The sequence below is a fragment of the Paenactinomyces guangxiensis genome (genome assembly GCF_016055185.1).
Lineage (GTDB): Bacteria > Bacillota > Bacilli > Thermoactinomycetales > Thermoactinomycetaceae > Paenactinomyces > Paenactinomyces guangxiensis.
In genome coordinates this window covers 109,477-134,824 of sequence record NZ_JAECVR010000010.1, presented here as the reverse complement: position 1 = coordinate 134,824, position 25,348 = coordinate 109,477, and the positions used below count along the sequence as shown (strand labels likewise).

Sequence of the window (25,348 nt, the reverse complement as noted above, 5' to 3'; positions counted from 1 at the left end):
TTGCTGGAGATAACGGATATTTGTAAGAGAAACAATCTTCCCACTTATCAAAAGTATGTGGACGATTTTCAGCAGGCTGCTATACAATTGCGGAAAGGGGGGGCTGGTTGAGATGAAACACCAGGTATTAATCAAAAAACATAACCACAATGATCCTCCGGAAGGTTAATTTTGGTGTATTTATTTGCTGCCATTCATTTTGAGTTAATAAACCCAGTCGCCATTTGGTTGGAAACTGGGTTTATGCTTTATTTTGGATATCAATGAACCGCGTCTCATTCAAAACTACGCTCTATTTTCCAGTATTGTTTTCCTTTTATTCATCCGTCGCATTCAAAAACTCTCTAAGTTCATTTATGGCTCCTAATATTTTTTCGATTTCATTTTTACTGTTTCTTTTTTGTCGTGCATGTAGAAGGACAGGGCGAACAGATTCGACAGATCTTCCGAATTCGTACATCCAGTCGTATCGGGGAACCATCCATGTATGAAAGTGATGGGTGGTGTCTTCATTATAGAAATAGTAAACTTGTTCGATCCCCAAGACCTCACGTTGTGCTTTTCTAATCCGGTAAAGCATTTGAATATAATCGTTTTGCTCTTCTTTGGTAAGTTCATCCAAACATTTCACATGCCTTTTTGAAGCCAAAATCACAAGGCCCGTAATGGGATACGCGACATCCTGATGGGCGTGAAAATGTTCTGTTTCATAGATTGTCCCGCCATTTGGCTTTACTGCTCCTTCAACAATGGCACAACTTAAACATTCAACAGTAATACTACGGCCGTCAGCTAAAGTAATGCTCTTCAACTCTTTCTCACCCTGTTCAAGTTTAAAATAGGCCATAAATCATTTCCTGGTGTTGTCATGTGCTGGTACTGGACCGTGTACTATTCTTTGACCGAAGCAATGCAATACGCTGTTGCCGATTTCGGTAATCCTAAAGTGGTAGGTAAAGAAGTAAAAAAAGTATGCCTGGAGGTAATATTATGAGGGGATTGACTTCAAAAAAAGTTGTTTCTATTTTGTTTATCCTAAATTGTTTAGGTGCTATTATTATGCTTGGATCTTCAATCATCGTCTTATTCGGCGATTATATTTTCAATGAAAGGGTGGCAGAAACTTCAAAACCTTATGTACCCTTTTTCTGGGTTGCACTTCTTTTTACTGTAGCGACTTTGTATTATTCATTTCCTAAACAAATGAATACTCATACTAGGTTGAGTGGATGGATTTTTACCATTTTGGGTCTTTTATGTATAGGAGCTGCAGTTCACGACTGGGCAAACGGTTTTGCAAATGGAGATGATCCTCTTATCGTTCTTTTCATCCCAGGTTTTATCTTTACTTTCACAGGGTTATTGTGTGTAATATTTAAAAACACCTTATTTAAGCAAAAAGGCTGATGTTTTGTTATCATCGCCTTTTTTCATTATATTTGATTTAACGGCTTCCATCCGGCTTTCCTGGCAATTCAATATAACTAACTTTTTTTCCTGCTTCTTTTGCTTTTTTTCAATCTCTTCTTTATAATGAACGTCTATTAATTTAATAACTTCTTCATTTGACATTGTTTCCAAGTCAATATATTTTCCTTTTACGGATATACTAAATACTCCAAGATTACTAATCAGCTTATTAATCGTTTCCTTTGCACTCCCATCAGGCTTCGTCTCTTGGAACCTTTGAACTGCCTCATCAATTGACTTCTTAATATTCCTTTCAGTAACTTGAGACATAGCTCTTCCATCTTCTCCGGGAAACCAATACCAAACCCTTTTAATTTCAATGCTTGGATATTTACCCATTAACTTTTGTACTTCCGCAGGTGACAAAAAATCTGTGAAAGTTACCGTTGCTTCAACGTTCTCATTCGGGAGCTTTTCACTCCTATTTTTCAACACTTCTTTACGTTCCTTTTGGTAAGCGGCTTTTTTGCTAGACGTTTCTTTACTCGGTACACCACCAACGAATGTTCTATATTCTTTATTACTTGCGGAAACTGCACTACTATAATAAAAACCACAGCTCAAGAGTAAGATGGCTCCGACAATTGAAGCGACTACTTTTATCTTCACGTTTTCACTTCCTTTTAATCATTGTCAAAGTCAATTTTTTGATTGTAATCTACACTGAACGATTCATAATCAGTTGGAACACAATCAAAACCTGCATCTATTTCCCCATATTCTGATTCCAGTGAGAAACTATAAAGATCGCTTTGACTCTCATCTTCATAAACTTCAAAAAAACTCACACAAAAACGCCGGCCATCCAATCAGGATACCGGCGCTGTTTGTTAAATCAACTCCTGTACCAACCGTCCGGGGTCAGCGGTATATCTTCCCAGCGTTTGCGTAAAGCGGATGGCATCCCCTCCATCCAGGACACGGTGATCAAAGCTGAGGGAGACATTCATCCGCCAGCCGGGGACCAGGTCTCCGTTTGCCACCACTGGTTTTTGTTCAATCGGGTGAATGGCGAGAATGGCCACTTCAGGCGGATTGATGATGGGGGTGGCCCATTTGCCGCCGAGTGCTCCTGCATTGCTGATGGTAAAGGTGCTTCCTTTCATTTGCTCGGGGACAAGTTTGCCGAGCCTTGCCAGTTTTGTCAGTTGGTTGACTTCATGGGCCAGCTGATCGATGTTTTTCTGTTCAACCTGGTGGATCACCGGAACAAGCAAGCCTTTCGGGGTATCGATGGCAGTTCCGAGCGAGATGGAATGAAAGGTGCGTATTTTTTGGCTCTCTTCATCAAAATGAGCGTTAAAGGAGCGGTGATACTTTAAGGTGATGGCCACCATTTTCAGCAATACAGCCAGATAGGTGAGCCGGGGGAACTGAGGCGCATGTTTGTGCTCTTCCAATCTTTTTTTCCGCCATGCGACCAGCCCTTCTGCGTCCAGTTCATCAAAATGGGTCGCATGCGGTTTTTGGGTGACAGAGAAAAGCAGGCGGTCGGCGATGACCCGGCGAATGGGGGAAAGGGGAGTTTCCTCCACCAGGCTGCGCTGTTCCGGAGCGGGGACCGGAGTGATAGCCGCAGCTGCCTCTTCCCGGAAACTTGCAGAGGTATGTAGCGTTTCCAGGTGGCGGCGTACATCTTCATCTGTCACCCTTCCGTGGTCGCCTGTTCCCTTCACTTCTGACAGTTCAACTCCCAGCTCACGGGCGAGCCGCCGGGTGGATGGGGCTGCCAGAACTTTTTGCTTGCGTTTGGAGTGCAGTACTGTCTCCGGTTCTGCCGTGGCTTCGTTCTGATCGGCTGCCGGAGGGGACTCTTGTTCTCCGGACCCAAGCACATACAAAATTTCCCCGACCGGCACCACCTCTCCTTCTTTCCATTTCAGTTCGATAAGCTGGCCGGAGGCGGGAGCTGGCAGTTCAACTACCGCTTTATCGGTTTGCACCTCCAGCACAGGCTGATTTTCTTCAACCGGTTCGCCCACCGATACCAGCCAGCGCACCACTTCTGCTTCGGCAACTCCTTCTCCAATATCCGGCAACCTAAAAACAACCGTCATGGTACTCTCCCCTCCTCAACTTTAAAATGAGATCACCTGTTGTACTGCGTCAGAAACTCTCTCTACACTGGGGCGAAAATCATCTTCCAGCGCATACATGGGAACCGGGGCATCATAGCCGGTGACTCTGGCGATGGGAGCTTCCAGATGCAGAAATGCCTGTTCATTGATCAGGGCGGTAAGTTCCGCTCCCAGTCCCGCTGTTTTTGGCGCTTCGTGAATAATCACGGCCCGGCCCGTTTTTTTCACTGATTCGACGATCGTTTCTTCATCGAGGGGATAAAGAGAGCGCAGATCGATCAGGTCGCAGGAGACCCCTTTCTTCTCCCACTCTTTGGCCGTTTCTTCAGCAACGGGGACCATCGTTCCCCAGGCGATGATGGTCAGATCGTCACCCTCACGCACCTTCCGCGCTTTGCCGATCGGCACTTCATACCAGCCGGACGGCACTTCTTGTTTGATCGAGCGGTATAATTTCATCGGTTCCAGATAGATGACCGGGTCAGGATCTTTGATCGCTGCGAGCAATAACCCTTTTGCATCCGCGGGTGTGGAGGGGGTGACCACTTTCAGTCCCGGAATGTGGACAAATAAACTCTCGGTGGAGTCACAGTGAAGTTCGGGGGCGCGAATCCCCCCACCATAGGGGGCGCGGATGACCAGCGAGGCGGGAAACATCCCTTGTGTCCGGGTACGCAGACGGGCTGCGTGGGTGACAATCTGTTCAAATGCGGGATAGATAAAACCCATAAATTGAATTTCGGCGACCGGTTTTAACCCGTTTACCGCCATCCCGATGGAGGCTCCGATAATCCCTGCCTCGGCCAGGGGGGTATCGATCACCCGGTCCTCCCCAAACTGATTCCACAATCCTTCCGTCGCCCGGAATACGCCGCCGTTTTTTCCTACATCTTCTCCCAGGACAATCACCGACGGGTCATCTTCCAGGGCAACCCGCAATCCGTCACAAATGGCCTTTACCATGGTTAACCGGGACATCGTTTGCCTCCTCTCTGAAGCAGTTCCTGCTGTTGTTGCTGTTCATTGGGGGACAGGGTTGCATACACATGGGCGAATAAATGGGCAGAAGGGACAGGCGTGGAAGATTCAGCTTCTTTGATCGCCTGATCGATGCGGGATTTACACTCATCCGCCCACTCCTTTTCCTCTGCTTGGGACAGCAATCCTTCTTCTTTCAGCAGGCGGGTATATCGCTCCAGCGGGTCTCTCTTCTTCACCCACTCTTCAACTTCTGATGCCGGACGGTAGCGTGTCGCGTCATCGGCAGTTGTATGGGAACCCTTGCGGTAAGTAACCGCTTCGATCAAAGTGGGGCCTTGCCCCGTTCGGGCACGCCGGATAGCTTGTTTCATCACATTATAAACAGCCAGTACATCGTTTCCGTCTACCCGGATGCCCGGGAACCGATAAGCTTGCGCTTTTTCGGCAACCGTTTCTGAAGCCGACTGGCGGGAGAAAGGGACACTGATGGCATATCCATTGTTTTGGCAGAACAAAATCACCGGCAGGCCAAAGACACCGGAAAAGTTACATGCCTCGTGGAAATCTCCCTCCGAGGTGGCCCCGTCTCCAAAATAGGCGACAGCTATAACGGTTTCTTTCTTCAGCTTTGCCGCCCACGCCGCGCCGACTGCGTGGGGGATCTGTGTGGCGATCGGGACAGACGGCGGCAGGAGACGGACCCCTTCTGGCGGTTTACAACCTTCCACCCGCCCCATCCAGTAGAGGAAAATTTGCGAAAGAGGCATCCCGGCAATCATCGCGACTCCATGCTCCCGGTAACTGGGAAAGATCCAGTCTTCCTTCCCCAGTGCCAGGGCGCTTCCCACCTGTGCCGCCTCCTGTCCCTCCAGGGGAGCATAAGTGCCAATCCTTCCCTGTCTTTGCAGGATAACGGAACGGCGGTCAAACTGGCGAATGAAACTCATCCAGCGGAAAAAACTTTTTTTCTCTTCGATTGATAACTGCTCCCAGGCTGTCTGTCCTTCGGTCCGGAGAACCCCTTCCGGAGAGATATATTGCACCCAGGTTTTTTCCAGTTGACTGAGCATGACGATGCTTACCTCCCTCTGCCGATCTGGTGAATTCCCAGCATAATGCGGCGAATATCAGCCACTTGTTCCAGACGTTCGATCACGATGCGGTCAGCGGCACGGCAGGTCGGGATGTTTTCCTCCTCAGAGCGTTTGTAAATTTGCAGCAGCATATCATAAATAGATTTAGTCTTGGCCAGAACACGCTCTTCATGAAATCCTTCCAGCTCATCCGCCACCTGGATCATCCCTCCGGCATTGACAAGGTAATCTGGCGCATATAAAATGCCCCGCTCATGCAAGAGATCACCATGCCTGTCCTCTACCAACTGGTTGTTCGCTGAACCGACGATTGCCTGACAGCGAAATTCCGGCAGAGTTTCATCATTTACCACTCCGCCTCTGGCACAGGGAGAAAAGATATCGCATTTCGCGCGATGGATCACATGGACATCACTAATCTCCACTTGATCATCCATCTTTTCTTTTAGCTCATAACATTTGCTTTCATTTAAATCGGCAATAATACAATGGGCTCCTTCGTGAAGCAAAAGTTCCAGCAGCCGGCTCCCCACCTTGCCGACCCCTTGAATCGCAATGGTACGTCTGCGCAAATCCGGCGACCCCCAGAGATGTTGCGCTGTCGCTTTCAGTCCCTGCAAAACGCCAAATGCCGTAGGGATCGCTGTATTGCCACTCCCTCCGTGGCTGACGGGTAAACCGACAAAAGAGTCTGCTTCTCTCGCGGCATGAACAAAGTCTTCAGGGGTTGTTCCCATATCGGTACCAGTGAAAAACCGGCCGTTCAACCCTCCCACAAACCGGCCTACCGCGCGGAAAAGCTCCGGGGATTTATCCTGGTCGGGGTCACCGATAATCACCATTTTCCCCCCGCCGAAATCAACATCAGCCAGCCCGCATTTGTAGGTCATTCCTCTGGAGAGCCGAAGTACATCTTCCAGCGCCTCATCTGTGGTTGCATAGGGAATCATCCGGCAGCCACCCAGAGCCGGTCCCATCGTCGTATTATGAATAGCAATAATCGCCTTTAAACCTGAGTGGTGATGACGGCAGAAAACCACTTGTTCATGTCCATAGCGATCCATCAGTTCAAAGACATCCCTCATCACAGACCGGTGATCCGCGCAACCATCTGCCTGAACCTGCTCGATTTTCATGCTATCCATGATCTATCATTCCTCTCTCTAGGTTGACCGAGACAAGTCTGAAAATCTTTTTGCTAATTCAGCATATGTGACGCTTGAAAGGCCGTTCCGTTTATTTCCCTTGAAAACGAGGCTTCCTTTTTTCAGTAAAAGCTTGTACACCTTCAAGAAAGTCCTGTGTTCTTCCGGCAACTTCCTGAGCCTGGGCTTCAAACTCCAATGCTTCTTCCAGAGTCCCTTCCATCCCTTTCAGAATCGCTTTCTTCGTCAAACTGACCGCCACGGTTGGGCCCTGTGCCAGTTTCCTGGCAAATGAAAAGGTCTCTTCCAACAGATCTTCCGCCGGCACCATCCGATTGGCCAGCCCGATCTTCATCGCTTCATCTGCTTCGACATCCCGTCCGGTCATCGCAATCTCTAACGCGCGCCCCAACCCCACCAGACGCGGCAAAAAATAGCTGGACCCGCTGTCCGGAACCAGGCCGATTCGCGCAAATGCCTCCACAAACCGGGTTTTGGGAGTAATAAAGCGCATGTCACAGGCGAGGGCCAAACTGCACCCTGCTCCGGCGGCTACCCCGTTCACTGCGGCAATAATCGGTTTATCCAGGTTAGCGATCGCCATCACAATCGGATTATACCGGGAACGTACACTCTCCCCCAAAGAAATCGTTTCACCCCTTTGTTTCATTGCCGAGCGGTCGTTCAGATCTTGCCCGGAACAAAATGCTTTCCCCTCACCCGTTAAAATCAGCGCCCGAATTTGCGGGTCACTGCCCGCCTCTTTTAATTGTTCTTGTAACTCCAGGCTCATCTGATTGTTAAAGGCATTATATACATGCGGACGATTCAGCTTGATGATTCCGACTCCCTCTTCTCTGGTAAGAGTAACCGTTTTCTCTGCCATGGCTTGTCCTCCTATTTTCCTTTAAAGTCGGGTTTGCGCTTTTCCTGAAATGCTCTCATGCCCTCACGCTGATCATCGGAAGAGAACAGGAGATAAAAAGAGTGCTGCTCAAAATGAAGTCCGTGTTCAAGAGGCAGGTCCATCGCCTTCAGAACGGCCTGTTTGGCCAGGCGGACGGCGAGCGGAGGTTTGCCGGCGATTTCCTTTGCCAGTTGGAAAGCCTCTTCTTCCAACGATTCAGACGGCACCACCCGGTTAATAAGCCCCAATTCTAACGCAACCTGTGCCGGGATCGGTTTGCCGGTCAAAATCATCTCCATCGCCCGCACTTTTCCGACAGCTCGGGTCAGACGCTGGGTACCGCCGGCACCCGGTATCACTCCAAGATTAATCTCCGGTTGGCCAAAACGTGCGGTTTCGGAAGCGACAATGATGTCACAACACATGGCTAATTCACATCCACCACCCAGGGCAAACCCGTCTACCGCTGCAATGATCGGCTTGGAAATCTTGCGAATCCGGTCCCAATCGGCAAAAAACGGTTTCACTATAAAATCGACAGATGTGGCTTCTGCCATCTCTCCAATATCAGCTCCGGCGGCAAAGGCTTTATCATTGCCTGTAAGAAGGATACAGCGAATGTCGTCATCCTGATCCATTTGCTCCATCACATCAGCCAGTTCCCGGACTAATGCAGTATTTAATGCATTTAATACTTGCGGACGATTTAACTGAATCTTCCCAACCTGTTCCGTTTTCTCAATGATTAAAAGTGATTCCGTCAAAAAACCTCCCCCTCCCTGAATAGAAAGCGCTTTCAAGTCTGCTTTTTAAAAAAAATGTTTTTATTCAGATGATCCAATCTCATTTTACCAAACAAGCGGTTGTTTGTCAGTTCGTCACTGTACAGGGGTAAAGATTTGCTTACACAAAAAAGAAGCTCCAGTCGCGGAGCTTCCTACTGCTTTTCATTGGAATTACTCACATATTTGGCCGTTTCCTCAACACATTCCTCGCAGATGATTTTATCGCGGAAGTAAAAAAGTTGATTCATGTTTCCGCACAACACACAACTGGGGTTATATTTCTGCAAGACAACACTCTGATTGTCTACAAAAATCTCAACTCCATCATGGGGATTGATATTCATTAGATCACGCAACTCTTTGGGCAAAACAATTCGTCCTAAATGGTCGATTTTCCTAACGATCCCGATTCCTTTCATCCCATGACTCCTCTCTTTTCTGTTGAAAGCTGTTTGGGAGGTGTCAGCTTGCAACCGAACGATCGAGCGTCACTTTATAAGGCCTTCGGTATCGCTATTTGTATCATCTTCTGCCTATTCAGTTACCTCAGAACTATTTGCTTCGGATTCTGGTTTTTTCGCTCCATTGGAGTCTCCAGTTCCGTTATTGCTCGGAGGCGTATCAGAAGAGGTCGTACCATTTGATGAAGACCCGGGCGAAGTGCTTCCTTCCGGATAATCCGGCTTCTTGGGCCCCGAATCAGGAGTTTGCGGTGCCTTGGAAGGCTCTTCCGGCTGAGTGGTTACCGGAGTTTCTTTATCGTTTTCTTCTTCAGGTGCTTTATCTTGCGGTTGGGCTGCTTTCGGATCTTCAGTCTGAATCATTTGATCCCATTCTGTTTCAGATAACGGATCTTCAAGCATTTCCGTCACTGGCTCCAGGTCATTAGCCAGTTCGGTAATGGATTTTTCCCCCAATTCCTCGACAGGAATATCTTTTCCATCTTTTTTAGCCAGCAGCCAAACAGCATATTTAGTCGGAGACAATCCATTTTCTGCTGCTTTGGCTGACACCTTTTTCGGAATGGACAGGGTATGAACGGCTAACCCAAGATTGTTTTCTCCTACCTGCCTATTCTTTTTAATGGCCTTCTCTAAGTTTTTAATGGCCGTTACACTGTTTTTTTCTTCTTGAATTCCTGACAGAACCAGATGATCCTTCTTATGAAGATATCCATGACTCCGGGCCTGAACCAGGAAATCAACGACAAACTCATCTGCTGTTGCATTCTTGTAATCAATCCGGCCCAGCAGCTTTCTGGCAGAGTAATTCAGAGGTTTTACTTCCACAACACGGTTTTCGCTATCTAAACCAATAGCTACACTCGGATTCACATCCAGATAGATGTAGGTTTCCGCATGAGCTTCATTAGGGGATAATTGGGGGAAAATAAAGAAGAATCCAAGCATTGCAGCAACTGCCACAGAAGCTGCGGTGATCCAGGACCGCCGCGGGGCCGTCCTTTTAGCCTGGAACGTAACCTCTTCACCAATCTGAGCGGAAGGATTCGATCTTGGCACCTTTACAAACTCGCCATCCGGGGTCATCACGATCCAGTGTTGAGTCTGAACCTCCATGATAATCCCTCTATTCATCATTTACCCTCCTTTCTCATCCGCTCATAAACCCACATAGCCACGCATCAAGGTAAGATCTTCAACAGCAAGTACAGTAAGGGCAATCAGGTAAGTCCGATGCCTGCTAAGCGTCCTCCGATGCATTCCCAACTTCTTGGCGATGTGTTTATCCGGCTTCTTTTGGCGGTAAAATTGGTTGAGCAGGTTTTCATCAGAAACCAGGATCTTTGCAATTTTAAACAAGTTTTCCCGGGTATCACGGTGTTTGGGAGATTTTTTCACTAAGTCGTTCAGAGTGATTCCATGTTTCTCTAATGCCAGGGTAAAACTCTCAATCTCTGAACGACGCATCCGGGTTTCTTCTTCTTTTTTATGTTTTTCAAACGAAAGTTCGATAATTTCCCGATGGCTTGCTTCTTCCCCACGGGACCCGGGTCCTACAATCGGTACAACCCTCTGGTGTTTTTGCTCCTGGCGGAAATAGTCCACCAGCCTGCGCTGAACGACTCTGTAGGCAAAAGATAGAAAGGATGCTTTGTGGTGGGGGCTAAAGTCTTCAATTGCTTCATTCAATGCCTTATAGGCAATGGAATACTCGTCATCCTGCTGCGTGATCACTCTTTTGCAAACACGGGAAGCTATTCGGCGCACATGAGGTTCTAACTCTCTTAACAGCTCATCTCTCTGCTCTGGAGAGTCGGTACCTTGCACTTGTAGAACTCGCATTTCCAGATCTGTAACCCCGAACATGCAATACCGACACCTCTCCCTAGTATTTATTCGCAATGTCCATTCATTTTTGTGTCCAGTTAGACAAAATCCATTGTATCATTTTCTTTTCATTTCGTCTTAGGAAAATGTTATTTTTATGAAAAAAATGAGTAAACATTGGAACATTCCGCATAGTCAATGAGGGCTGCAAAAATCCTTCGATCCGCGTACTTCTCCCAAAATAGATGAAAAGGCCCGGCTGTTACAACCGGGCCCCATTTTACTGTTTACAGAAGAACCTTATCAGCTAGGCCGGAAAGCGATCCATTGACATACCCGGTTATTTATTTTTTCAGGGCTAATCCGCGAATCACTTCCACCGCACCTGCATTCTCCAGCGAGGACAAATCTCCCGGTTCTTCTCCCAGATACACCGCTCTGATGACACGACGCAAAATTTTCCCGTTCCGGGTTTTCGGCAGTTCATTGACCATATGCACTCGCTTCGGCTTTAACGCCTTGCCCATTTGCGCGGAGACAAAATCGATCAGTTCCCGGGACAGAGCAGGGGAGCTTTCTGCTCCCGGTTTTACAACGACAAAACAAACTGCGGTTTCTCCTTTCTCCTGGTCAGGCACCCCAATCGTAGCTGCCTCCAGGACTGCCGGATGATCAACCAAAACCGACTCCATTTCCGCAGGTCCCAGCCGTTTTCCGGCAATTTTTAAGGTATCATCCGAGCGTCCGGTGATAAACCAAAATCCGTGTTCGTCAATTTCCACCCAGTCCCCGTGAACCCAAATATGAGGCCAACGGTTCCAATAAGTTGCTTCATAACGCTTGTCATCCTGCCAAAATCCACTGGCCATTCCCACCCAGGGCTGACGCAGAACAAGTTCACCGACCCTCCCTCTTACCGGTTGCCCGTTCTCGTCGAACACGTCTGCATCCATTCCGGGCAAAGGGCCTGTAAATCCGCACGGGGCCAACGGTTTCAGCAAGTTGTTTCCCAGAATCCCTCCGGAGATTTCCGTTCCGCCCGAGTAGTTAAAGATGGGGACCTGACTGTGTCCCACTTTTTCAAACAACCAGTACCAGGGGTCGGGATTCCATGGCTCCCCTGTTGAGCCAAATACCCGCAAACTGCTGATATCATGCCGGGAAACCCAGGTTTCCCCATGTTTCATCAGGGCACGGACCAGAGTCGGTGAGATGCCCAGGTGTGTAACCCCGTGTTTGGCCACTAACTGCCAGAGCCTGTCAGGAGCCGGATGGTCGGGAGTTCCTTCATACACCAGCATGGTACTGCCAACCATCAAGGCTCCGAATACCATCCACGGTCCCATCATCCAGCCCATATCTGTCACCCAGAACAAAATGTCTCCGGGGCCGACATCAAAGCCGAATGCAGCATCGAAAGCGGCTTTCACCGGGAAACCGCTGTGTACATGAACGGTTCCTTTAGGTTTGCCTGTGGTTCCGGATGTATAAATAATCATAAACGGATCGCTTGCATCGGTTACATGCGGGGGAAGCGCTTTCATATTTTCCGTCAGGATACCCCAGTCCACATCCCGCTCCCGGTTCCAGGGGCATTCCCGTCCCAGCCGCTTCACTACGACCACTTTTTCAATCGTTGGCGACAAATCAGCAGCCCGGTCCGCTTCCTCTTTCATGGCAATCACTTTTCCCCGGCGCAAAAATCCATCGGCGGTGATTAATATTTTCGCTTCACAATCCCGGATTCGCGTCGCCACCGCTTCAGCACCATATCCGGAAAAACATGGGGTAAAGATGGCCCCGATTCGGGCAACCGCCAGCATGGCAATCACATTTTCCGCAATCATCGGCAGATAGATCGCCACCCGGTCTCCTGCGCCCACTCCCAGTTGCTTCAGCCCCCGGGCAAAGCGGTTTACTTCAACCCATAAATCGCGGTACGTATATTTTCGTGTTTCACCATTATCTCCTTCCCAGATCAGAGCAAGGCGATGCCGGGAAGCAGGTTCCTTCACAAACCGGTCCAAACAATTCGCTGCTACATTGATCTTTCCATCGACAAACCAGCGGGTCCACGCAATACCGTCTGACGTATCCATGACCTGCCGATAAGGCTGTATCCATTCCAGTCCCAGATCTTTTACCACTTCATCCCACAGCCAGGCGATGTTACGAACGGATTGTTCATAAAAAAGATCGTAATCGCTGTATCCATGCTTGTTCATAAATCGGTAAAGGCGCGTCAGTTTCATCTGCTCGGGTTTTGGAACCCAGACTGGTTGGCTCATAGATCAGATCACTCCATTTACGAATTGGATCACCTATTCTTATTTTAAATCTATTTTTATTATTGGGTCAAAAGGCGATCTTTGGATTTTTGACAGGAGAATGGAAGGCAAACAAAGAAGAAAACAAGAGAAGTTTGGGGTATATTAATAGTTACCCAATACATAAAGTAAAGAGTTGATCACATGGAACAAAAGGTTTATAAAAGAATAATTAAAAAAGAGAATCTCTACAGCAAACATCTGGAGGAAGCAAAAGAAATACTTGTCTCCCTCCCTCCCGGTTACGATGAAAGCAGGAGCTATCCCCTGCTCGTCCTCCATGACGGGAATGATTACTTTAATTTGGGGAGAATCGTCACCCAGGCCAATCAGATGATGGTGAACGGGGAGATCGAGCCTGTCATCATGGTGGCTGTCCCGGTACAAAAAGAGCGGAGAACCTCTGAATATTCACCAAAAGGAAGCCGCCATTCACAACATATGAAAATGGTTGTTGAAGAGTTGCTTCCCCGGATCCGGGACCACTATCCTACGGATGATTCCCCGGAGAGACTGGTCCTCGGCGGATCATCGCTTGGGGGCACCGTTTCCTTACACATCGCTTTACACTATCCGGAAGTGAGCAACCGGATTCTGTCACAGTCAGGCGCTTTTCTGGAAGCGACCAATGAAGCGATTCTTCATGCAAAATCACTGGAACACTTTCGTATCTATCAATCTGTCGGCAAGGCGGAAACGGCTGTCTCCACCCATATGGGAAGCCTGGATTTAGTTGCCCGAAACCGTGAAGTTCTTCGTCATCTGAAAGAAAAACACGCACACGTTCATTATGTAGAGGATGAAGGAGATCATACCTGGGGCTTTTGGCAACGGGATATTCCCCCTGCTTTAAGATTTTTCTTTGGCAGATAAGTTTTTTACCGTCTGCTCCTGTCCGAGTATAGATGGTATTTACTTTTCCTTGTTCGTAAACCGGGCCATGATCAGATCATCGACATATTCTCCGTCATGTAACTGAACCTGTTTCACTCTTCTCCCTTCGGTGACAAAGCCCATTTGTCGATATAAGTGAATGGCCCATTCATTCGTCACAAATACCTCTAAGAAAACTTTTTCGATCCGCGGATGATTTTCTGCCCATTGCAAAAGAGTTTCCAGCAAAACTCTGCCAATCCCCTTATTCCTCCAGTCTTTTCGCACACTCATCCCGAATTTTCCCGTATGTGCGGTCCGCTTCTTAACTCCGTTGCAAAAATCGAGCATTCAGACAATTTGTTGATCTGCTTCAGCTACGATCAGCAGCTTGTCCGGGTCTGACTGATTTTCTTTTATCCATTCCGCTTCCCCTTCAATGGTCAGGCTAAACTCCTCTGCGGTGGTTAAGGTAAACTCCGATTCCTGAAAGACCGATTGTGTCAAAAGCAGGATCGATTCGGCGTCTTCCGGACGGGCAGAGCGGATTTTCACCATTTCATTTGCTTTTAAACATACTGTTTTAGCATTGATTTCCGCCATAAGATCACCCCGGACCAAAAACTCCCCCGACCCCCTTTTCTAAAGCCGGGGGAGTTTTCTTTTACGATTGCTTATACCATGATCATCAAAAACATCTATGAACCTCCGCCGCAGCCGCCTCCACCACAGCCGCCTCCACCGCAGCTGCCCCCGCCGCAACTGCTTCCTCCGCCACCGTCACTTCCGCCGCTGTCACTTCCGCCGTTGTCTCCGGACCCGCAGCTGGAACAGCCGGAAGGAGATGACCCGCCACTTTGAACAACGCTTCCGCGGAACAGCGATTGATATTGTTCAGCAAAATGATCCGGATGAAACACAGATAAAAATAACACGCCATTAAGCATCCAGAGTGCCAGATCTGTCTCTGATTTTTTTGTGGATTGATGATGACGGAATTTGCTCACACTTGTTCCGTGTTTGTACACATATCCGTGAATCTCCGCAATCTGCGACTTCAAATATTGAACGATAAAGCGTCCCAAACGGGCCGAAGCGGGGACCTCCGTATGTGCATGTTGATTTAAGTACTTGGAGGATAACTGATCAAACGATCCATTTTCCAAATCATTGACCAGCTCCTGTGAAAGCGGATGCTTTAAAAAGCTGCCCCATACCGAGATGCTGTATTTGGTCGGTTTAAACAAAAGGGTGTAGACGATGTCAAACCACGCCCGTTCATGGGGGTTAAACGGTTGATCCGGGGCATTGGGCACATGGTGCAACTTGGTTTTTAAAAACTTCCTGGAAAATTCGTCATACTCTCTCGTAAACATCAGCATCTCATGCCATACATCATCTACATCGCGGCTAAACATAGGGACCGATTTGAGCAGAGCAATCATAACCAGATAACGTTTCCATTCAAACCAGCGATTTTCCCACTCCGTTAAGCTGATCTTGTGTTCCCGAATGACCCGCTCCTTCACCTGTTCTGTATAATGTTCCGGTAAAGAGGCTTCGAGATGGCTGATCAGGGTACACATATCTTTTTTAAACGATTCCGAATGGTTTTGAATCCCCAAATCAGTCAATACATACAGCCGGTTTCTGTTACTCTTTTTCGCTGAACGATAAAAAGCGTTTACTATGATGACTATGGCGATAAACAGGGTTAGTAAAAAAAATGCGATCATTTCCATACTCATCACCCTTTCGGTCGGTACACATCTATTTTATCGATATGGAAGCAGGAGTTCTAGAAAAACTCCCCAAAAAAATCCCCTTTCTCCCGGGTTCCGGGGAAAGGGGTAAATGGATCCAATCAGTCGCAATATTTGTCGTAAGCACTGGTTAAACCGGCTGCAATTTCTTCCAGTGGAACGTTTTCGATCTGGTGGCGATGTATCATATGCACCAGTTTCCCGTCTTTTAAAAGAGCAAAGGACGGAGAAGATGGCGGCTGCCCTTCAAAATAGGTACGGGCCTGTTCCGTTGCCTCACGATCCTGCCCAGCAAAAACGGTGTACAGATGATCGGGGACTTTATGATGTTTGAGCGAAAGCGCCACAGCGGGACGCGCCAGGCCTGCCGCACAACCACAGACGGAATTTACGACAACCAGGGTTGTTCCCTTCGCCCCTTCTCCCTGCAATGCTTCATCCACTTCTTCCGGAGTGCGAAGTTCTTTTATTCCCAGTTGGGTCAGCTCGTCACGCATGGGCTGAACCATCATTTGCATTTGTTGGAAATAGAAATTTTGAGACACCATGATCCCTCCTTGACGTTTATTTTATCTAATCCGGAAGCAGGCGTCTACTTTAAAGCCCTTTGATCACTGCCATCGGCTTACATTCAGCCACCACGGAAGCCAGGCCCGCCCCGACAACCGAGTCAATGATTTGGTCTACATCTTTGTATGCTTGCGGGCACTCATCCAGAATGCTTTCCAGCGTGCGCTGGTTTACCAGCACTTCATCATCTGTTCCGATTTTCATCGATTGGGCAAACTCGTCGACGGAGACAAGCTCTTTCGTGGCACGGCGGGAACGGACGCGGCCGGCACCGTGGCAGATGGAATAAAAGTTTTTCTCGCCTTCTTGTTCTCCCACCATGATATAGGAGGAGGTACCCATTGAACCTGGAATCAAAGCTGGATGACCCGTTTCCTTGTAAGGGCCTGCATTGAGGAAGTGTCCTGCCGGCAAGGCACGGGTCGTCCCTTTGCGGTGGACCAACATCGGCTGATTGCGGTGGAATTCTTTCAAGGCATAGTTATGCATCAAATCATAGAGCACAGGCATCTCAAAATCGGAGCCAAATACATCTTTCAACCCTGCACGGACACCAAATGCCAGCATATGGCGATTGACGACCGCATAGTTCAGAGCGGAGTACATTAAGTGAATATACCTTTGCCCCACTTCCGAGTTGATCGGGGCATAAACCAGGTTGGGGTCAGGGGTGCCCACTCCCCAGGTGTCCATTGCTTTCCGAAAATCTTTGGTATACCGTGGTCCGAGCATACCGCCCCAGGCGCGGGACCCGGAGTGGATCATCACCACCACCTGGCCGTCAAACAATCCCCATTTCTCGGCGATCTCCCTTTTATCTTCATTGATCTTTACATACTGGATTTCGATAAAATGGTTTCCGCCCCCCAGTGTGCCAATCTGTTTCCAGGCCTGGGCCCACATTTTCTCAGGTATATATTCAAGAAAATCATGGTTATACTCAAATTTGGCATGTTCCACATGTGTGATGGAGCGGCGATTTTTTGGCGTGTACATATCGGGAACATACTGGGGCGGCAAACCATGAATCCCGTCTTTGACAATCTTCTCCACCCGAATATTTTTATAGTGTGAAGAAGCCCGTTCATTGGCAGGTACATATTTTTCAACAGCCTGGATCATCTCCCTGCGCAATGTTTTATCCTGAATGTCTCCTTTGCAAAGCGGGGTCAGATGAACTCTCATTCCACAGCCAATATCTGAACCGACAATAGAAGGCGACACAAAGCCATCACCCATGTTCCATACAGCAGTTGTACCAATACAAGTACCTATGCCCACATGGGCATCCGGGGTATAGCTCATATACCGATTGCGCGGAATAGAGAGATTATGATCTGCCATTTCATATACTTTGTTTTCCAGTGAAGAAAAAACTTCATCGTTAGCAAAGACATGCAGTTTTCCGTGTGGCAATGTTACTTCTTTGTGGTTTTTTCCATGATCTTTAAACATCTTTAAGTCTCCTTACATGCAAATATGATAGTCACGCAACAGATCTCGTAAGGAGCGATCCTCGCCAGACACCGGGAACCATTTCCTTCCACAGATAAGAAAGGGGCGAGGACTATTATACTAAATTTTAGTTCATTTTAAAATATTTTCTTTCACAAAAACAAAAAAAGACCCCATCCAAATCAGTTGGGGTCACTTCATTTGACCGGCATTAACGATTATCCACTTTCTCCGGGTAAAGATCATGTCTGGCCAATCGTTCCTCGGCGATCCTTTCCCACTTTGTCCCTTTCTTGCCGTAGTTGACATAAGGATCGATGCTGATGCCTCCGCGGGGCAGGAATTTGCCCCAGACCTCGATATACTTGGGGTCCATCAATCGAATCAGGTCTTTCATGATGGTAACAATACAATTTTCATGAAAATCTCCATGATTACGGAAGCTGAATAAGTACAGTTTCAATGATTTGCTTTCCACTAACTTTTGATCCGGTACATAGTTAATATAGATGGCAGCAAAATCAGGCTGTCCGGTTATCGGACACAGGCTGGTAAATTCGGGACAGTTAAATTTTACATAATAATCGGTATCCGGGTGCCGGTTATCAAAAACTTCCAAAACACCCGGATTATACTCAAACAGATATTGGGTTTCTTTGTTCCCCAACTGTTTGAGGCTTAATGCAGAATGACTTTCTCCCATCTTGTTTCCTCCCATACCGCTACACTCGTTCATATCTGGCGTAGGCTTCATTTGTTTCCTGTACTTCCACCCATTTAACTACAGGCTTATTTTCCTTCTTTGCACACAGCTCATCAATGATATTAAAAAATACTTCCGCCACTTTTTCAGTGGTTGGTGCACTTCCGCCCTGTTGCGGATTAAATTCCGGAAAGTCATTTAACAAATGATGGTCAAACTTTTTTTCAATGGCATGTTTGACCTGGCGAAAGTCGATGAGCATCTGTTGCCCGTCCAATTGGTACCCTTGCACACAAAAGGTTACCTTATAGTTATGGCCATGAATTCGTTCACATTTTCCGGCACCCGGGACACGATGGGCGCAGGAGAGCCAAAAATGTTTCACTAACGTATATTTTCCGCGCATGTTCATCCACCTGCTTCAAGTCGTGATCGCTTTATAGGGGATTGGGTCAACCACATTATTTTCCGTGAAGCCTTTTAAGCGAAGGAGACAACTGTCGCAAACTCCGCAAGCTTCTTCTTCTCCTTGATAGCAAGAGGTGGTCAGCTCATAAGGGACATTCAGTTCAAGCCCGCGTTGAATGATCTCCCCTTTGGTCAAAGAGATGAGGGGGGTTTCAATTTTGATTTTATCCTTGCTGGTGACTCCCGCCTTGGTTGCCAGGTTTACCGTTTCAGTCAATGACCGGATAAATTCGGGGCGGCAGTCGGGATAGCCGCTGTAATCAACTGCATTGACCCCGGTATAAAGAGTTTTTGCACCGATCACTTCAGCATATGCTACAGCTAACGACAAAAAGATTAAATTGCGTGCCGGCACATATGTTTTGGGGATGTCTTCTCCCACACCTGTTGTAGGGACGGCAATGTTCCGGTCGGTGAGTGCACTGGCTCCAATGTCACCCAAAAAAGAGACGTTCACTATTTTATGGCGGTCTGCAACTCCATAATGTTGAGCTACCTGCCGGGCGTGTTCAACTTCCCTTTGATGGCGCTGATTGTAGAAAAAAGTAATCGGATAAAGTTCAAACCCCTTGTCCCGGGCAATCCCCATACAAGTGGTACTATCCAGGCCGCCGCTTAACACAATGACTGCTTTTTCTTTCATTGCTACTCCTCCCCTTAAACTCCTCTGGCATCAGGGTCCCAGATCACTTTATGAATCTGCAGATTTAGTTTTACATTGGTCAGTTGATGTTTCAATATAAGTGAAACCAGCTTTTCCGGGCTCATCGTTTCCCAAACGGGACTAAACAGCGGAACTCCTTTATTCACCCATCGCTCTACGATTTCCACAGCCATTTTGAAATCCTCTTCACTGCCGATCACAAACTTGATTTCATCCGAATCACGAAGATAAGAAAAATTTTCGAGGATCATTTTTTCGTTTTCACCGCTGGCCGGCAGTTTATAGTCTAAAATGAAGCGGGCTTTTTTGCCCGTCAACGGATCACTTTCCCGCAGTTCATGAAAGGGCCCTAGATGAATCGCCCCATTGGTTTCTATATGAATATCCTCAACCGTGTCGATCCCGGCCAAAGCTTTGAGCAATAAAAGAGATTTCCGCCCATGCATTAAAGGTTCCCCGCCTGTCAGGCAGATATATTTGCTGGGGTACTGTTTGACTTGCTCCACAATCTCGGAAATGGTTGCAAAATACTCCGGTTTTGCCGGGGCATAACTATAAGGAGTATCACACCACGTACAGCGTAAATTGCAGTTAAAGACGCGGACAAAAGTAGTGGGAAATCCCGCTTTCGTCCCCTCCCCTTCCACCGTCTGAAAAACTTCTACCATCGGCAGCCTGGGGTCTTCCATTTGCCCGAGTGTATCCTGCAACATTTGCACCTCTTTTCTCTTTCCAATCTATCAAAATCCCCATTCACAGTTACAAGGTTTTACTTTCTTTTTTCCGCTAAAGCCCATGCTATCAGATACAATCCACGATTCGCAACTGTGCCGGAGGATTGCGCAATGTTCAGACGCGATCCAAGACATAAGGAATAATGTTGGTTATTTAGCCAGGCTGCTTCTTTCGCTCTGCCTTAGTCGGAGCATCTTTCTCCAATCCTTGAAATTTGTTAAAAAGACCCCGGCCAGGATCAACAGGGACCCCGTGATTCCAAGCCAATGAACCCTTTCATTTAAAAAGAGGAAGCCAACAAGCAATGCGATCAAAGGTGAGAGATACAGCCAGGTAGCCGGGAACACCGGATTTGTCCGTTGTACAAGCCAGTAATAGATTCCCTGGGCGACTATAGAGCCAAACAGAATCAGGTAGAGTAATGATCCAATCGCCAACCCACTCCCGCCCGATAAAGAAAATGGATTTGTTTCAAAGAGAAGGGAGGCGAGAATCAGGCCCAGGCTTCCGAAAAACATTTGAAATCCGTTTAACATCAAGGGAGTCATCCCTCTGGCTAACAGCTTTCGGGAGCGAATTGTCCCCAGAGCAAAAGCGAACTCAGATCCAACGATTGCCAGGGCTCCCTTTAACCCGACAGAAGAAAAGCCTGCTTCCAGGTGGGGTAGAACGACAAGATATACTCCAATCAGTCCGGCACAAAGTCCGGCGAATTGGACAAAATGAGGAAGCCTCTTCTCATTCACAGATTGAATGGCAGTAATCATGAACGGGCCTGTTGCTGTTAACAAGGCGGCCATTCCGGAAGAAACATATTGTTCACCCCAATACAGAGCGCCAAACGGGATTGCAGTCATGCATAACCCGGTAAAGGCCAGGTTCAGATAACTTTTTAACTCTTTAGGGAATGAAATCTTTCTTATTATTAAATACAACAAAATCATCACCCCGGCTGCAGCAAACCGCACTCCGGCGTACATAAAGGGAGCAGCCCCTGATTGAATCCCCACTTTAATCGCCAAAAAGGTGGTTCCGAAAATCAGGCACATAAAAATATATGCGTAAATCAAGTGTGACACCTCCATCGTATTACTGTTATAATATTTTGCAAGAATATACGGCATATATATGTATAACAGTCAACTTACGATGATAACACTTCAAGGAGGGTTTTCCATGCACATCCGGCTGCAGAGAAATGCAGGTGTCCCGATTGTCAAACAGATTTACCAGGAAATCGCCGATCGCATTCGCTCCGGTTTGCTTGAAGAAGGAGCGTTGTTACCCTCTGTACGGACACTCTCCAAACAATTAAATGTAAGCCCGATGACGACTGTGCGAGCCTACAATCAGTTAGAATCAGATGGTTATATTGTTAGGGAGCAGGGAAAAGGGACATTCGTGAAGAGGACGGAAAAAAGAGAGGAAAAACAGAAGAGACGCCTCAAATCACAGGAGTGGCAGTTATCGATTCCCGATTATTTGCCTAGGGCCCAGTACTGGAGGCAACAACAATTGTTTCAAACAGACAACCTCAAGCTGCCGTTATCGGTCGCATCTATCCACCCATCGTTGCTGCCTCAACAGGAATTTAATCGAGAGGTACAAAAGTTACTGCAAAACGATTCCACCCCTCTGTTTCAATACGGCCCGATTGAAGGAGATCTTGAATTTCGCAAAGCGGCAGCCAATTACTTGTCCAGCCGGAACCTTTCTTTAAAACCGGAGGAAATCCTGGTGACAAACGGTTCCCAACAGGCCATTGACCTCATTGCCCGCTGTTTTGTTGGTCAGGGAGATGTGGTGGTTACAGAAGCCCCCACTTACTCAACTGCGATTGATGTATTCCGGGAACGGGGCGCGACTATCATCCCCATCCCTGTTGATCAAGAAGGAATGCGTATAGACTCACTCATCACTTTGTGCGATACCCATCCCCCCAAAGTGATTTACACGATCCCAGATTACCAGAATCCAACCGGGGCCGTCATGAGTCCCCGCCGACGCTCTCAGCTATTGGAGATTGCTCAAGTCTGCCAATCGGTGATCGTTGAGGACGACCCGTGGAGTGAGACTAGTTTTACAGAGACCGCTCCTGCTCCGATCAAGGCACAGGATCAGGAGGGACATGTGGTTTATATCAAAGGGTTTAGCAAGATTTTGTCTCCCGGATGCCGGGTTGGTGCCGCAGCCGCATCCGGAAGATTGATGGATCGGTTAGTCGCCGCCAAAGCGAATGCCGATCTTGGAAGTCCACTCCTTACACAGCGGGCAGTCGCATCTTTCATTCGTTCCCCGCAAATGCCAAAACATATCAAGAGATTGAAAACCGCTTTAAAAAAACGGCGGAACAAGGTGATTGAGCTGTTAAGCAATTACGCACCCCAACACGTCACCTGGACAGTTCCATCCGGCGGCATAAATATTTGGATCACTCTCCCCGGCACAATCAACGCCGATGAATTAGTGTATGAGGCGAAAAAGGAGAGCCTTTCGTTCCTTCCGGGGTCAAGTTGTTATCCGGGCCAGCCTGAATTTCATCATCTGAGAATCAGCTATTCATATTTGGAAGAGAACCAGCTTGAGTTGGGAATCCGTATACTGTGCCACATTTTGTCCTCTTCCTCAGCCGGGACAATTGCCACTAGATTTCCCGTTTTCTAAAATCAGCAACAGCAGCAAGGCAATTCCTTCTTACCGGATATCGGATAGAGACGAAAAGGAAGAAGGAATCCCCTCTCCCCCTGCCCACATGGGTGCAGAATCTGGTCAATCATCTGGATCAGGATCTTTGCTGCTGTATGGAACCCCTGGACCATCTCCTCATTGACGACTCGTCCGGAAGTTGGATTGCAATACCCGTCCAATCCGTTTGATCCCTTCGTCCAACATTTGCGGGGGGATATGGCCAAATTTAACTTGAAATCCTGGAACGGGATCTTCTGCGGCAAATGCTTCATCCGGCATGACAAACACATGCTCAGCCAGACACCGTTCAAAAAAGTCCAGCCCATTAAAAGCAGCCGGTGCATAAACCCACCCGCTGACGCCCATTTGCGGATAACTGTATGTGTATCCTTGCGGAATCCACTCTTCTAAACTTTCTATCATGCGGTTACGGGCATAGCACAACTTTTTCCGTAATTGCGCGAGATATTCCGGCAATTGGATTGTTTCCCACAGTTGCAACAAAAGCTGCTGGCTGACAAGAGAAGTGGTGGTATCCCTGGCGTATTGAAAACGTTTTGCCCATTCAGGAGGGATGACCAGATAGCCGATCCGCAAGTTGGGATGAAGAATCGTACTGAAAGAGCTGAAGTAAAACACAGACACCCGGCGATTGGAAGGAAGGTCTGAAGCCATTGTAAACAAAGTGGCAGGAGGCAGCGGCGTAAAATACAATTCGCTGTAATATCCGTCCTCAATAATAGAAAAATTCATCTCAGAGGCCATCTTGAGGACAGCTTCTTTTTTTCGGCCGACCAGGACTCTCCGGTCGGATAATGGGCATTCGGCATAGTGTAAAGATAAGTGAGTTTTTCATTTTTGCATACTTCTTCCAGGTGTGTCAGATCAATTCCGTTCCTGTCCTGGCGAATCGGAATCACACGCGCACCTTTCTGTTGAAAAACCTCTTTGACCGGCAAGTAACACATCTCCGTAATCCCCACAACATCCTCTGTGGTGAGCAGTTGGTCTGCCAGTAACGAGATCGCCTGTTGAGTTCCGTTTACCATACAAATTGAAGACAGTTCGCTCCAAAATCCTTTCTCAATCAACAGCCCCTGAATCTTCGACCTTAATGGAAGCAACCCGAAGGGATCATGCTCCTCCATATGAAGCGCCAGTTCCACCGCCTTCCCGGCAACCTCCTTCAATCCTGTCCTGATCGTTTCATCAGGAGGAAGAGAGATGCCCGAAACGGGGAACATTCCCGGTAGATGTGCATATGTTTTCAGCTGCTGTAAAAGCTCGAATCTCTGCTGCTCCCTTTTGGGCGGCAGCATGGGAATGGAGGAAGGGAGATTCGGTGATACAATCGTCCCGTGACGCGGCCGGGAGATAATCCATCCATCGCGTTGCAAAAGATGATAAGCCTTTTGTGCCGTTTCAAGACTGATCTGGACAAAAGAAGCCAGTTGACGCACAGTGGGCAAGGATTGTCCGGGTTGTATTCTGCGCGCGCGAATCGCTTGGACCAATTGTTCTGCTACTTGTTGAGACAGAGGCACACGGCTGGACCGTTCTATTCGCAAATAAGGGATTGACATTGTTTTTTCTCCTCTATATACTCTTAAAAATTTATCTCCATTGTTCTGTTTATTTCATATTAACAGAACAATGGAAGCCGGAGGAGGAAAAGAGTTGAACCAAGAGAAAAGCTGCCCGCTTCACTCCCTTCTTTCCCGTAAAGAAGGGCGACCTTTACGAAGGATCACAAAGGAGGTAAAAGATCATGAACGGGTTACAGAATTGTTGAACTCAACACGTGTGGGATATCTTGGTCTATATGACGAGGAAGGCACTTATGTAGTACCTCTCAATTTCACCTGGTACAATGAAAAGATTTATTTTCACGGGAGCGACCAGGGACGGAAATTTGATGCCCTGCAAAAAGAAGGAACCATCTGTTTCACTGTGGCACAAGATCTGGGAACGATCACCAATCCCGTACCTGCCAAAACGGGAACTGCCTATTTGAGTGTGATGGTTTTTGGCAGTGTACATGTCGTCACCGATCCCCGTGAAGCGACAGAAGCCTTGCAGTCAATGCTGGATAAATATGTTCCCGGGTATTTTGCAAAACCTCTGTCACAAAAGCATGTGGAAAAATACCGTTCCTCCATGGGAAGCGCCACCGTTGTCTGCAGAATCGATCCTGACCGGATCACAGCAAAAGAAGATTCGGGAAATCCCGGTCAAATGTATTATCCGGGCCGTAAACAAGAGGATGACCTTGGAAACAGACTAAAGTAAGTGACTCAAAAAAACATATCCAATATGCCTAACGATCCCTTTCCTTGTCTACACTTAAGATGAGG

General features: G+C 47.6%; 28 protein-coding genes. 4 read left to right on the top strand and 24 right to left on the bottom strand.

The window, feature by feature from the left end; translation table 11 throughout:
- Positions 1–316 precede the first annotated feature (316 nt).
- Positions 317–847, bottom strand: coding sequence for an HIT family protein (locus I8U27_RS11250; protein WP_232345385.1), 531 nt, complete (start codon positions 845–847; stop codon positions 317–319).
- A gap of 143 nt (positions 848–990) precedes the next feature.
- Between I8U27_RS11250 and I8U27_RS11245 the strand changes: the two genes are divergently transcribed.
- Positions 991–1,407 carry a hypothetical protein gene (locus I8U27_RS11245; protein WP_181752153.1) on the top strand — a complete coding sequence of 139 codons (417 nt, stop codon included), beginning with the start codon at positions 991–993 and terminating at the stop codon, positions 1,405–1,407.
- Here I8U27_RS11245 and I8U27_RS11240 read toward each other — a convergent pair.
- The 11 genes from I8U27_RS11240 to I8U27_RS11190 form a co-directional block, all read right to left on the bottom strand.
- Positions 1,387–2,079, bottom strand: coding sequence for a hypothetical protein (locus I8U27_RS11240; RefSeq protein WP_181752152.1), 693 nt, complete (start codon positions 2,077–2,079; stop codon positions 1,387–1,389). The two genes, I8U27_RS11245 and I8U27_RS11240, sit on opposite strands and share 21 nt — an antisense overlap.
- 221 nt (positions 2,080–2,300) lie before the next feature.
- A complete protein-coding gene (locus I8U27_RS11235) occupies positions 2,301–3,527 on the bottom strand; it encodes a dihydrolipoamide acetyltransferase family protein (protein WP_181752151.1) in 1,227 nt (408 codons plus the stop codon).
- 21 nt (positions 3,528–3,548) lie between these two features.
- Positions 3,549–4,526 carry an alpha-ketoacid dehydrogenase subunit beta gene (locus I8U27_RS11230; protein WP_181752150.1) on the bottom strand — a complete coding sequence of 326 codons (978 nt, stop codon included), beginning with the start codon at positions 4,524–4,526 and terminating at the stop codon, positions 3,549–3,551.
- Positions 4,514–5,599, bottom strand: coding sequence for a pyruvate dehydrogenase (acetyl-transferring) E1 component subunit alpha (gene pdhA / locus I8U27_RS11225; RefSeq protein WP_181752149.1), 1,086 nt, complete (start codon positions 5,597–5,599; stop codon positions 4,514–4,516). The genes I8U27_RS11230 and pdhA overlap by 13 nt, the downstream gene beginning before the upstream one ends.
- An 8-nt stretch (positions 5,600–5,607) precedes the next feature.
- Positions 5,608–6,708, bottom strand: coding sequence for a Leu/Phe/Val dehydrogenase (locus I8U27_RS11220; protein ID WP_181752169.1), 1,101 nt, complete (start codon positions 6,706–6,708; stop codon positions 5,608–5,610).
- 151 nt (positions 6,709–6,859) lie between these two features.
- Positions 6,860–7,654, bottom strand: coding sequence for an enoyl-CoA hydratase-related protein (locus tag I8U27_RS11215; protein ID WP_181752148.1), 795 nt, complete (start codon positions 7,652–7,654; stop codon positions 6,860–6,862).
- Between the two features lie 11 nt (positions 7,655–7,665).
- The gene (locus tag I8U27_RS11210; protein ID WP_181752147.1) at positions 7,666–8,439 is read right to left on the bottom strand and encodes an enoyl-CoA hydratase-related protein; all 774 of its coding nucleotides are present in this window, start codon (positions 8,437–8,439) and stop codon (positions 7,666–7,668) included.
- A 173-nt stretch (positions 8,440–8,612) separates the two neighbouring features.
- A complete protein-coding gene (locus tag I8U27_RS11205) occupies positions 8,613–8,879 on the bottom strand; it encodes an AbrB/MazE/SpoVT family DNA-binding domain-containing protein (protein WP_181752146.1) in 267 nt (88 codons plus the stop codon).
- A 114-nt stretch (positions 8,880–8,993) separates the two neighbouring features.
- Positions 8,994–10,055 (bottom strand): anti-sigma factor domain-containing protein, encoded by a 1,062-nt coding sequence (locus I8U27_RS11200; protein WP_181752145.1) that lies wholly within the window; start codon positions 10,053–10,055, stop codon positions 8,994–8,996.
- A 24-nt stretch (positions 10,056–10,079) separates the two neighbouring features.
- Complete coding sequence (gene sigI / locus I8U27_RS11195) at positions 10,080–10,787, bottom strand: RNA polymerase sigma-I factor (RefSeq protein WP_181752144.1); 708 nt, start codon at positions 10,785–10,787, stop codon at positions 10,080–10,082.
- 305 nt (positions 10,788–11,092) lie between these two features.
- Positions 11,093–13,036: an AMP-binding protein gene (locus I8U27_RS11190; protein ID WP_181752143.1), complete on the bottom strand. Its 1,944-nt coding sequence runs from the start codon at positions 13,034–13,036 to the stop codon at positions 11,093–11,095.
- Between the two features lie 183 nt (positions 13,037–13,219).
- Between I8U27_RS11190 and I8U27_RS11185 the strand changes: the two genes are divergently transcribed.
- Positions 13,220–13,948, top strand: coding sequence for an alpha/beta hydrolase (locus tag I8U27_RS11185; RefSeq protein ID WP_181752142.1), 729 nt, complete (start codon positions 13,220–13,222; stop codon positions 13,946–13,948).
- Between the two features lie 39 nt (positions 13,949–13,987).
- On the opposite strand, the gene I8U27_RS11180 is transcribed toward I8U27_RS11185, so the two are convergent.
- The 10 genes from I8U27_RS11180 to I8U27_RS11135 form a co-directional block, all read right to left on the bottom strand.
- The gene (locus tag I8U27_RS11180; RefSeq protein ID WP_258567776.1) at positions 13,988–14,299 is read right to left on the bottom strand and encodes a GNAT family N-acetyltransferase; all 312 of its coding nucleotides are present in this window, start codon (positions 14,297–14,299) and stop codon (positions 13,988–13,990) included.
- On the bottom strand, positions 14,300–14,551 hold the full coding sequence (locus tag I8U27_RS11175; protein ID WP_181752140.1) for a GNAT family N-acetyltransferase: 252 nt from the start codon (positions 14,549–14,551) through the stop codon (positions 14,300–14,302).
- A gap of 95 nt (positions 14,552–14,646) precedes the next feature.
- Positions 14,647–15,690 carry a glycine-rich domain-containing protein gene (locus I8U27_RS11170; protein ID WP_181752139.1) on the bottom strand — a complete coding sequence of 348 codons (1,044 nt, stop codon included), beginning with the start codon at positions 15,688–15,690 and terminating at the stop codon, positions 14,647–14,649.
- Positions 15,691–15,812: 122 nt separating this feature from the next.
- Positions 15,813–16,259 carry a BrxA/BrxB family bacilliredoxin gene (locus tag I8U27_RS11165; RefSeq protein WP_181752138.1) on the bottom strand — a complete coding sequence of 149 codons (447 nt, stop codon included), beginning with the start codon at positions 16,257–16,259 and terminating at the stop codon, positions 15,813–15,815.
- A gap of 49 nt (positions 16,260–16,308) precedes the next feature.
- Entirely contained in the window at positions 16,309–17,736 is a 1,428-nt protein-coding gene (locus I8U27_RS11160) for an RtcB family protein (protein WP_181752137.1), read from the bottom strand.
- A 211-nt stretch (positions 17,737–17,947) separates the two neighbouring features.
- Positions 17,948–18,439 (bottom strand): preQ(1) synthase, encoded by a 492-nt coding sequence (gene queF / locus I8U27_RS11155; protein WP_181752136.1) that lies wholly within the window; start codon positions 18,437–18,439, stop codon positions 17,948–17,950.
- Between the two features lie 19 nt (positions 18,440–18,458).
- A complete protein-coding gene (locus tag I8U27_RS11150) occupies positions 18,459–18,845 on the bottom strand; it encodes a 6-pyruvoyl trahydropterin synthase family protein (RefSeq protein WP_232345383.1) in 387 nt (128 codons plus the stop codon).
- Positions 18,846–18,860: 15 nt separating this feature from the next.
- Positions 18,861–19,550: a 7-cyano-7-deazaguanine synthase QueC gene (queC, locus tag I8U27_RS11145; RefSeq protein WP_181752134.1), complete on the bottom strand. Its 690-nt coding sequence runs from the start codon at positions 19,548–19,550 to the stop codon at positions 18,861–18,863.
- Positions 19,551–19,564: 14 nt separating this feature from the next.
- A complete protein-coding gene (locus tag I8U27_RS11140) occupies positions 19,565–20,284 on the bottom strand; it encodes a radical SAM protein (RefSeq protein ID WP_181752133.1) in 720 nt (239 codons plus the stop codon).
- A gap of 171 nt (positions 20,285–20,455) precedes the next feature.
- Complete coding sequence (locus tag I8U27_RS11135; RefSeq protein ID WP_181752132.1) at positions 20,456–21,376, bottom strand: DMT family transporter; 921 nt, start codon at positions 21,374–21,376, stop codon at positions 20,456–20,458.
- A 106-nt stretch (positions 21,377–21,482) separates the two neighbouring features.
- On the opposite strand from I8U27_RS11135, the gene pdxR reads away from it, so the two are divergent.
- Positions 21,483–22,970, top strand: a complete 1,488-nt coding sequence (pdxR, locus tag I8U27_RS11130) for a MocR-like pyridoxine biosynthesis transcription factor PdxR (RefSeq protein ID WP_181752131.1) — start codon at positions 21,483–21,485, stop codon at positions 22,968–22,970.
- A 159-nt stretch (positions 22,971–23,129) separates the two neighbouring features.
- On the opposite strand, the gene I8U27_RS11125 is transcribed toward pdxR, so the two are convergent.
- Together I8U27_RS11125 and I8U27_RS11120 are read right to left on the bottom strand one after the other, a co-directional pair.
- A complete protein-coding gene (locus I8U27_RS11125) occupies positions 23,130–23,747 on the bottom strand; it encodes an aminotransferase class I/II-fold pyridoxal phosphate-dependent enzyme (protein ID WP_181752130.1) in 618 nt (205 codons plus the stop codon).
- Complete coding sequence (locus tag I8U27_RS11120; protein WP_181752129.1) at positions 23,744–24,577, bottom strand: GntR family transcriptional regulator; 834 nt, start codon at positions 24,575–24,577, stop codon at positions 23,744–23,746. Before I8U27_RS11120 ends, I8U27_RS11125 begins: the two co-directional genes overlap by 4 nt.
- A gap of 94 nt (positions 24,578–24,671) precedes the next feature.
- Between I8U27_RS11120 and I8U27_RS11115 the strand changes: the two genes are divergently transcribed.
- A complete protein-coding gene (locus I8U27_RS11115; protein ID WP_232345381.1) occupies positions 24,672–25,283 on the top strand; it encodes a pyridoxamine 5'-phosphate oxidase family protein in 612 nt (203 codons plus the stop codon).
- The last annotated feature ends 65 nt before the right edge of the window (positions 25,284–25,348 follow it).

Excerpts from the sequence above, each read along its gene's own strand:
- I8U27_RS11250 (WP_232345385.1), bottom strand. The coding sequence starts at position 847 with ATGGCCTATTTTAAACTTGAACAGGGTGAGAAAGAGTTGAAGAGCATT.
- I8U27_RS11140 (WP_181752133.1), bottom strand. The coding sequence starts at position 20,284 with ATGTTGCAGGATACACTCGGGCAAATGGAAGACCCCAGGCTGCCGATG.
- I8U27_RS11245 (WP_181752153.1), top strand. The coding sequence starts at position 991 with ATGAGGGGATTGACTTCAAAAAAAGTTGTTTCTATTTTGTTTATCCTA.
- queC (WP_181752134.1), bottom strand. The coding sequence starts at position 19,550 with ATGAAAGAAAAAGCAGTCATTGTGTTAAGCGGCGGCCTGGATAGTACC.
- I8U27_RS11150 (WP_232345383.1), bottom strand. The coding sequence starts at position 18,845 with ATGCGCGGAAAATATACGTTAGTGAAACATTTTTGGCTCTCCTGCGCC.
- I8U27_RS11190 (WP_181752143.1), bottom strand. The coding sequence starts at position 13,036 with ATGAGCCAACCAGTCTGGGTTCCAAAACCCGAGCAGATGAAACTGACG.
- sigI (WP_181752144.1), bottom strand. The coding sequence starts at position 10,787 with ATGTTCGGGGTTACAGATCTGGAAATGCGAGTTCTACAAGTGCAAGGT.
- I8U27_RS11185 (WP_181752142.1), top strand. The coding sequence starts at position 13,220 with ATGGAACAAAAGGTTTATAAAAGAATAATTAAAAAAGAGAATCTCTAC.
- I8U27_RS11215 (WP_181752148.1), bottom strand. The coding sequence starts at position 7,654 with ATGGCAGAGAAAACGGTTACTCTTACCAGAGAAGAGGGAGTCGGAATC.
- queF (WP_181752136.1), bottom strand. The coding sequence starts at position 18,439 with ATGGGAGAAAGTCATTCTGCATTAAGCCTCAAACAGTTGGGGAACAAA.
- I8U27_RS11160 (WP_181752137.1), bottom strand. The coding sequence starts at position 17,736 with ATGTTTAAAGATCATGGAAAAAACCACAAAGAAGTAACATTGCCACAC.
- I8U27_RS11230 (WP_181752150.1), bottom strand. The coding sequence starts at position 4,526 with ATGTCCCGGTTAACCATGGTAAAGGCCATTTGTGACGGATTGCGGGTT.
- I8U27_RS11235 (WP_181752151.1), bottom strand. The coding sequence starts at position 3,527 with ATGACGGTTGTTTTTAGGTTGCCGGATATTGGAGAAGGAGTTGCCGAA.
- pdhA (WP_181752149.1), bottom strand. The coding sequence starts at position 5,599 with ATGCTCAGTCAACTGGAAAAAACCTGGGTGCAATATATCTCTCCGGAA.
- I8U27_RS11200 (WP_181752145.1), bottom strand. The coding sequence starts at position 10,055 with ATGAATAGAGGGATTATCATGGAGGTTCAGACTCAACACTGGATCGTG.
- I8U27_RS11220 (WP_181752169.1), bottom strand. The coding sequence starts at position 6,708 with ATGAGGGATGTCTTTGAACTGATGGATCGCTATGGACATGAACAAGTG.
- I8U27_RS11125 (WP_181752130.1), bottom strand. The coding sequence starts at position 23,747 with ATGAATTTTTCTATTATTGAGGACGGATATTACAGCGAATTGTATTTT.
- pdxR (WP_181752131.1), top strand. The coding sequence starts at position 21,483 with ATGCACATCCGGCTGCAGAGAAATGCAGGTGTCCCGATTGTCAAACAG.
- I8U27_RS11120 (WP_181752129.1), bottom strand. The coding sequence starts at position 24,577 with ATGTCAATCCCTTATTTGCGAATAGAACGGTCCAGCCGTGTGCCTCTG.
- I8U27_RS11170 (WP_181752139.1), bottom strand. The coding sequence starts at position 15,690 with ATGGAAATGATCGCATTTTTTTTACTAACCCTGTTTATCGCCATAGTC.
- I8U27_RS11205 (WP_181752146.1), bottom strand. The coding sequence starts at position 8,879 with ATGAAAGGAATCGGGATCGTTAGGAAAATCGACCATTTAGGACGAATT.
- I8U27_RS11165 (WP_181752138.1), bottom strand. The coding sequence starts at position 16,259 with ATGGTGTCTCAAAATTTCTATTTCCAACAAATGCAAATGATGGTTCAG.
- I8U27_RS11175 (WP_181752140.1), bottom strand. The coding sequence starts at position 14,551 with ATGGCGGAAATCAATGCTAAAACAGTATGTTTAAAAGCAAATGAAATG.
- I8U27_RS11180 (WP_258567776.1), bottom strand. The coding sequence starts at position 14,299 with ATGCTCGATTTTTGCAACGGAGTTAAGAAGCGGACCGCACATACGGGA.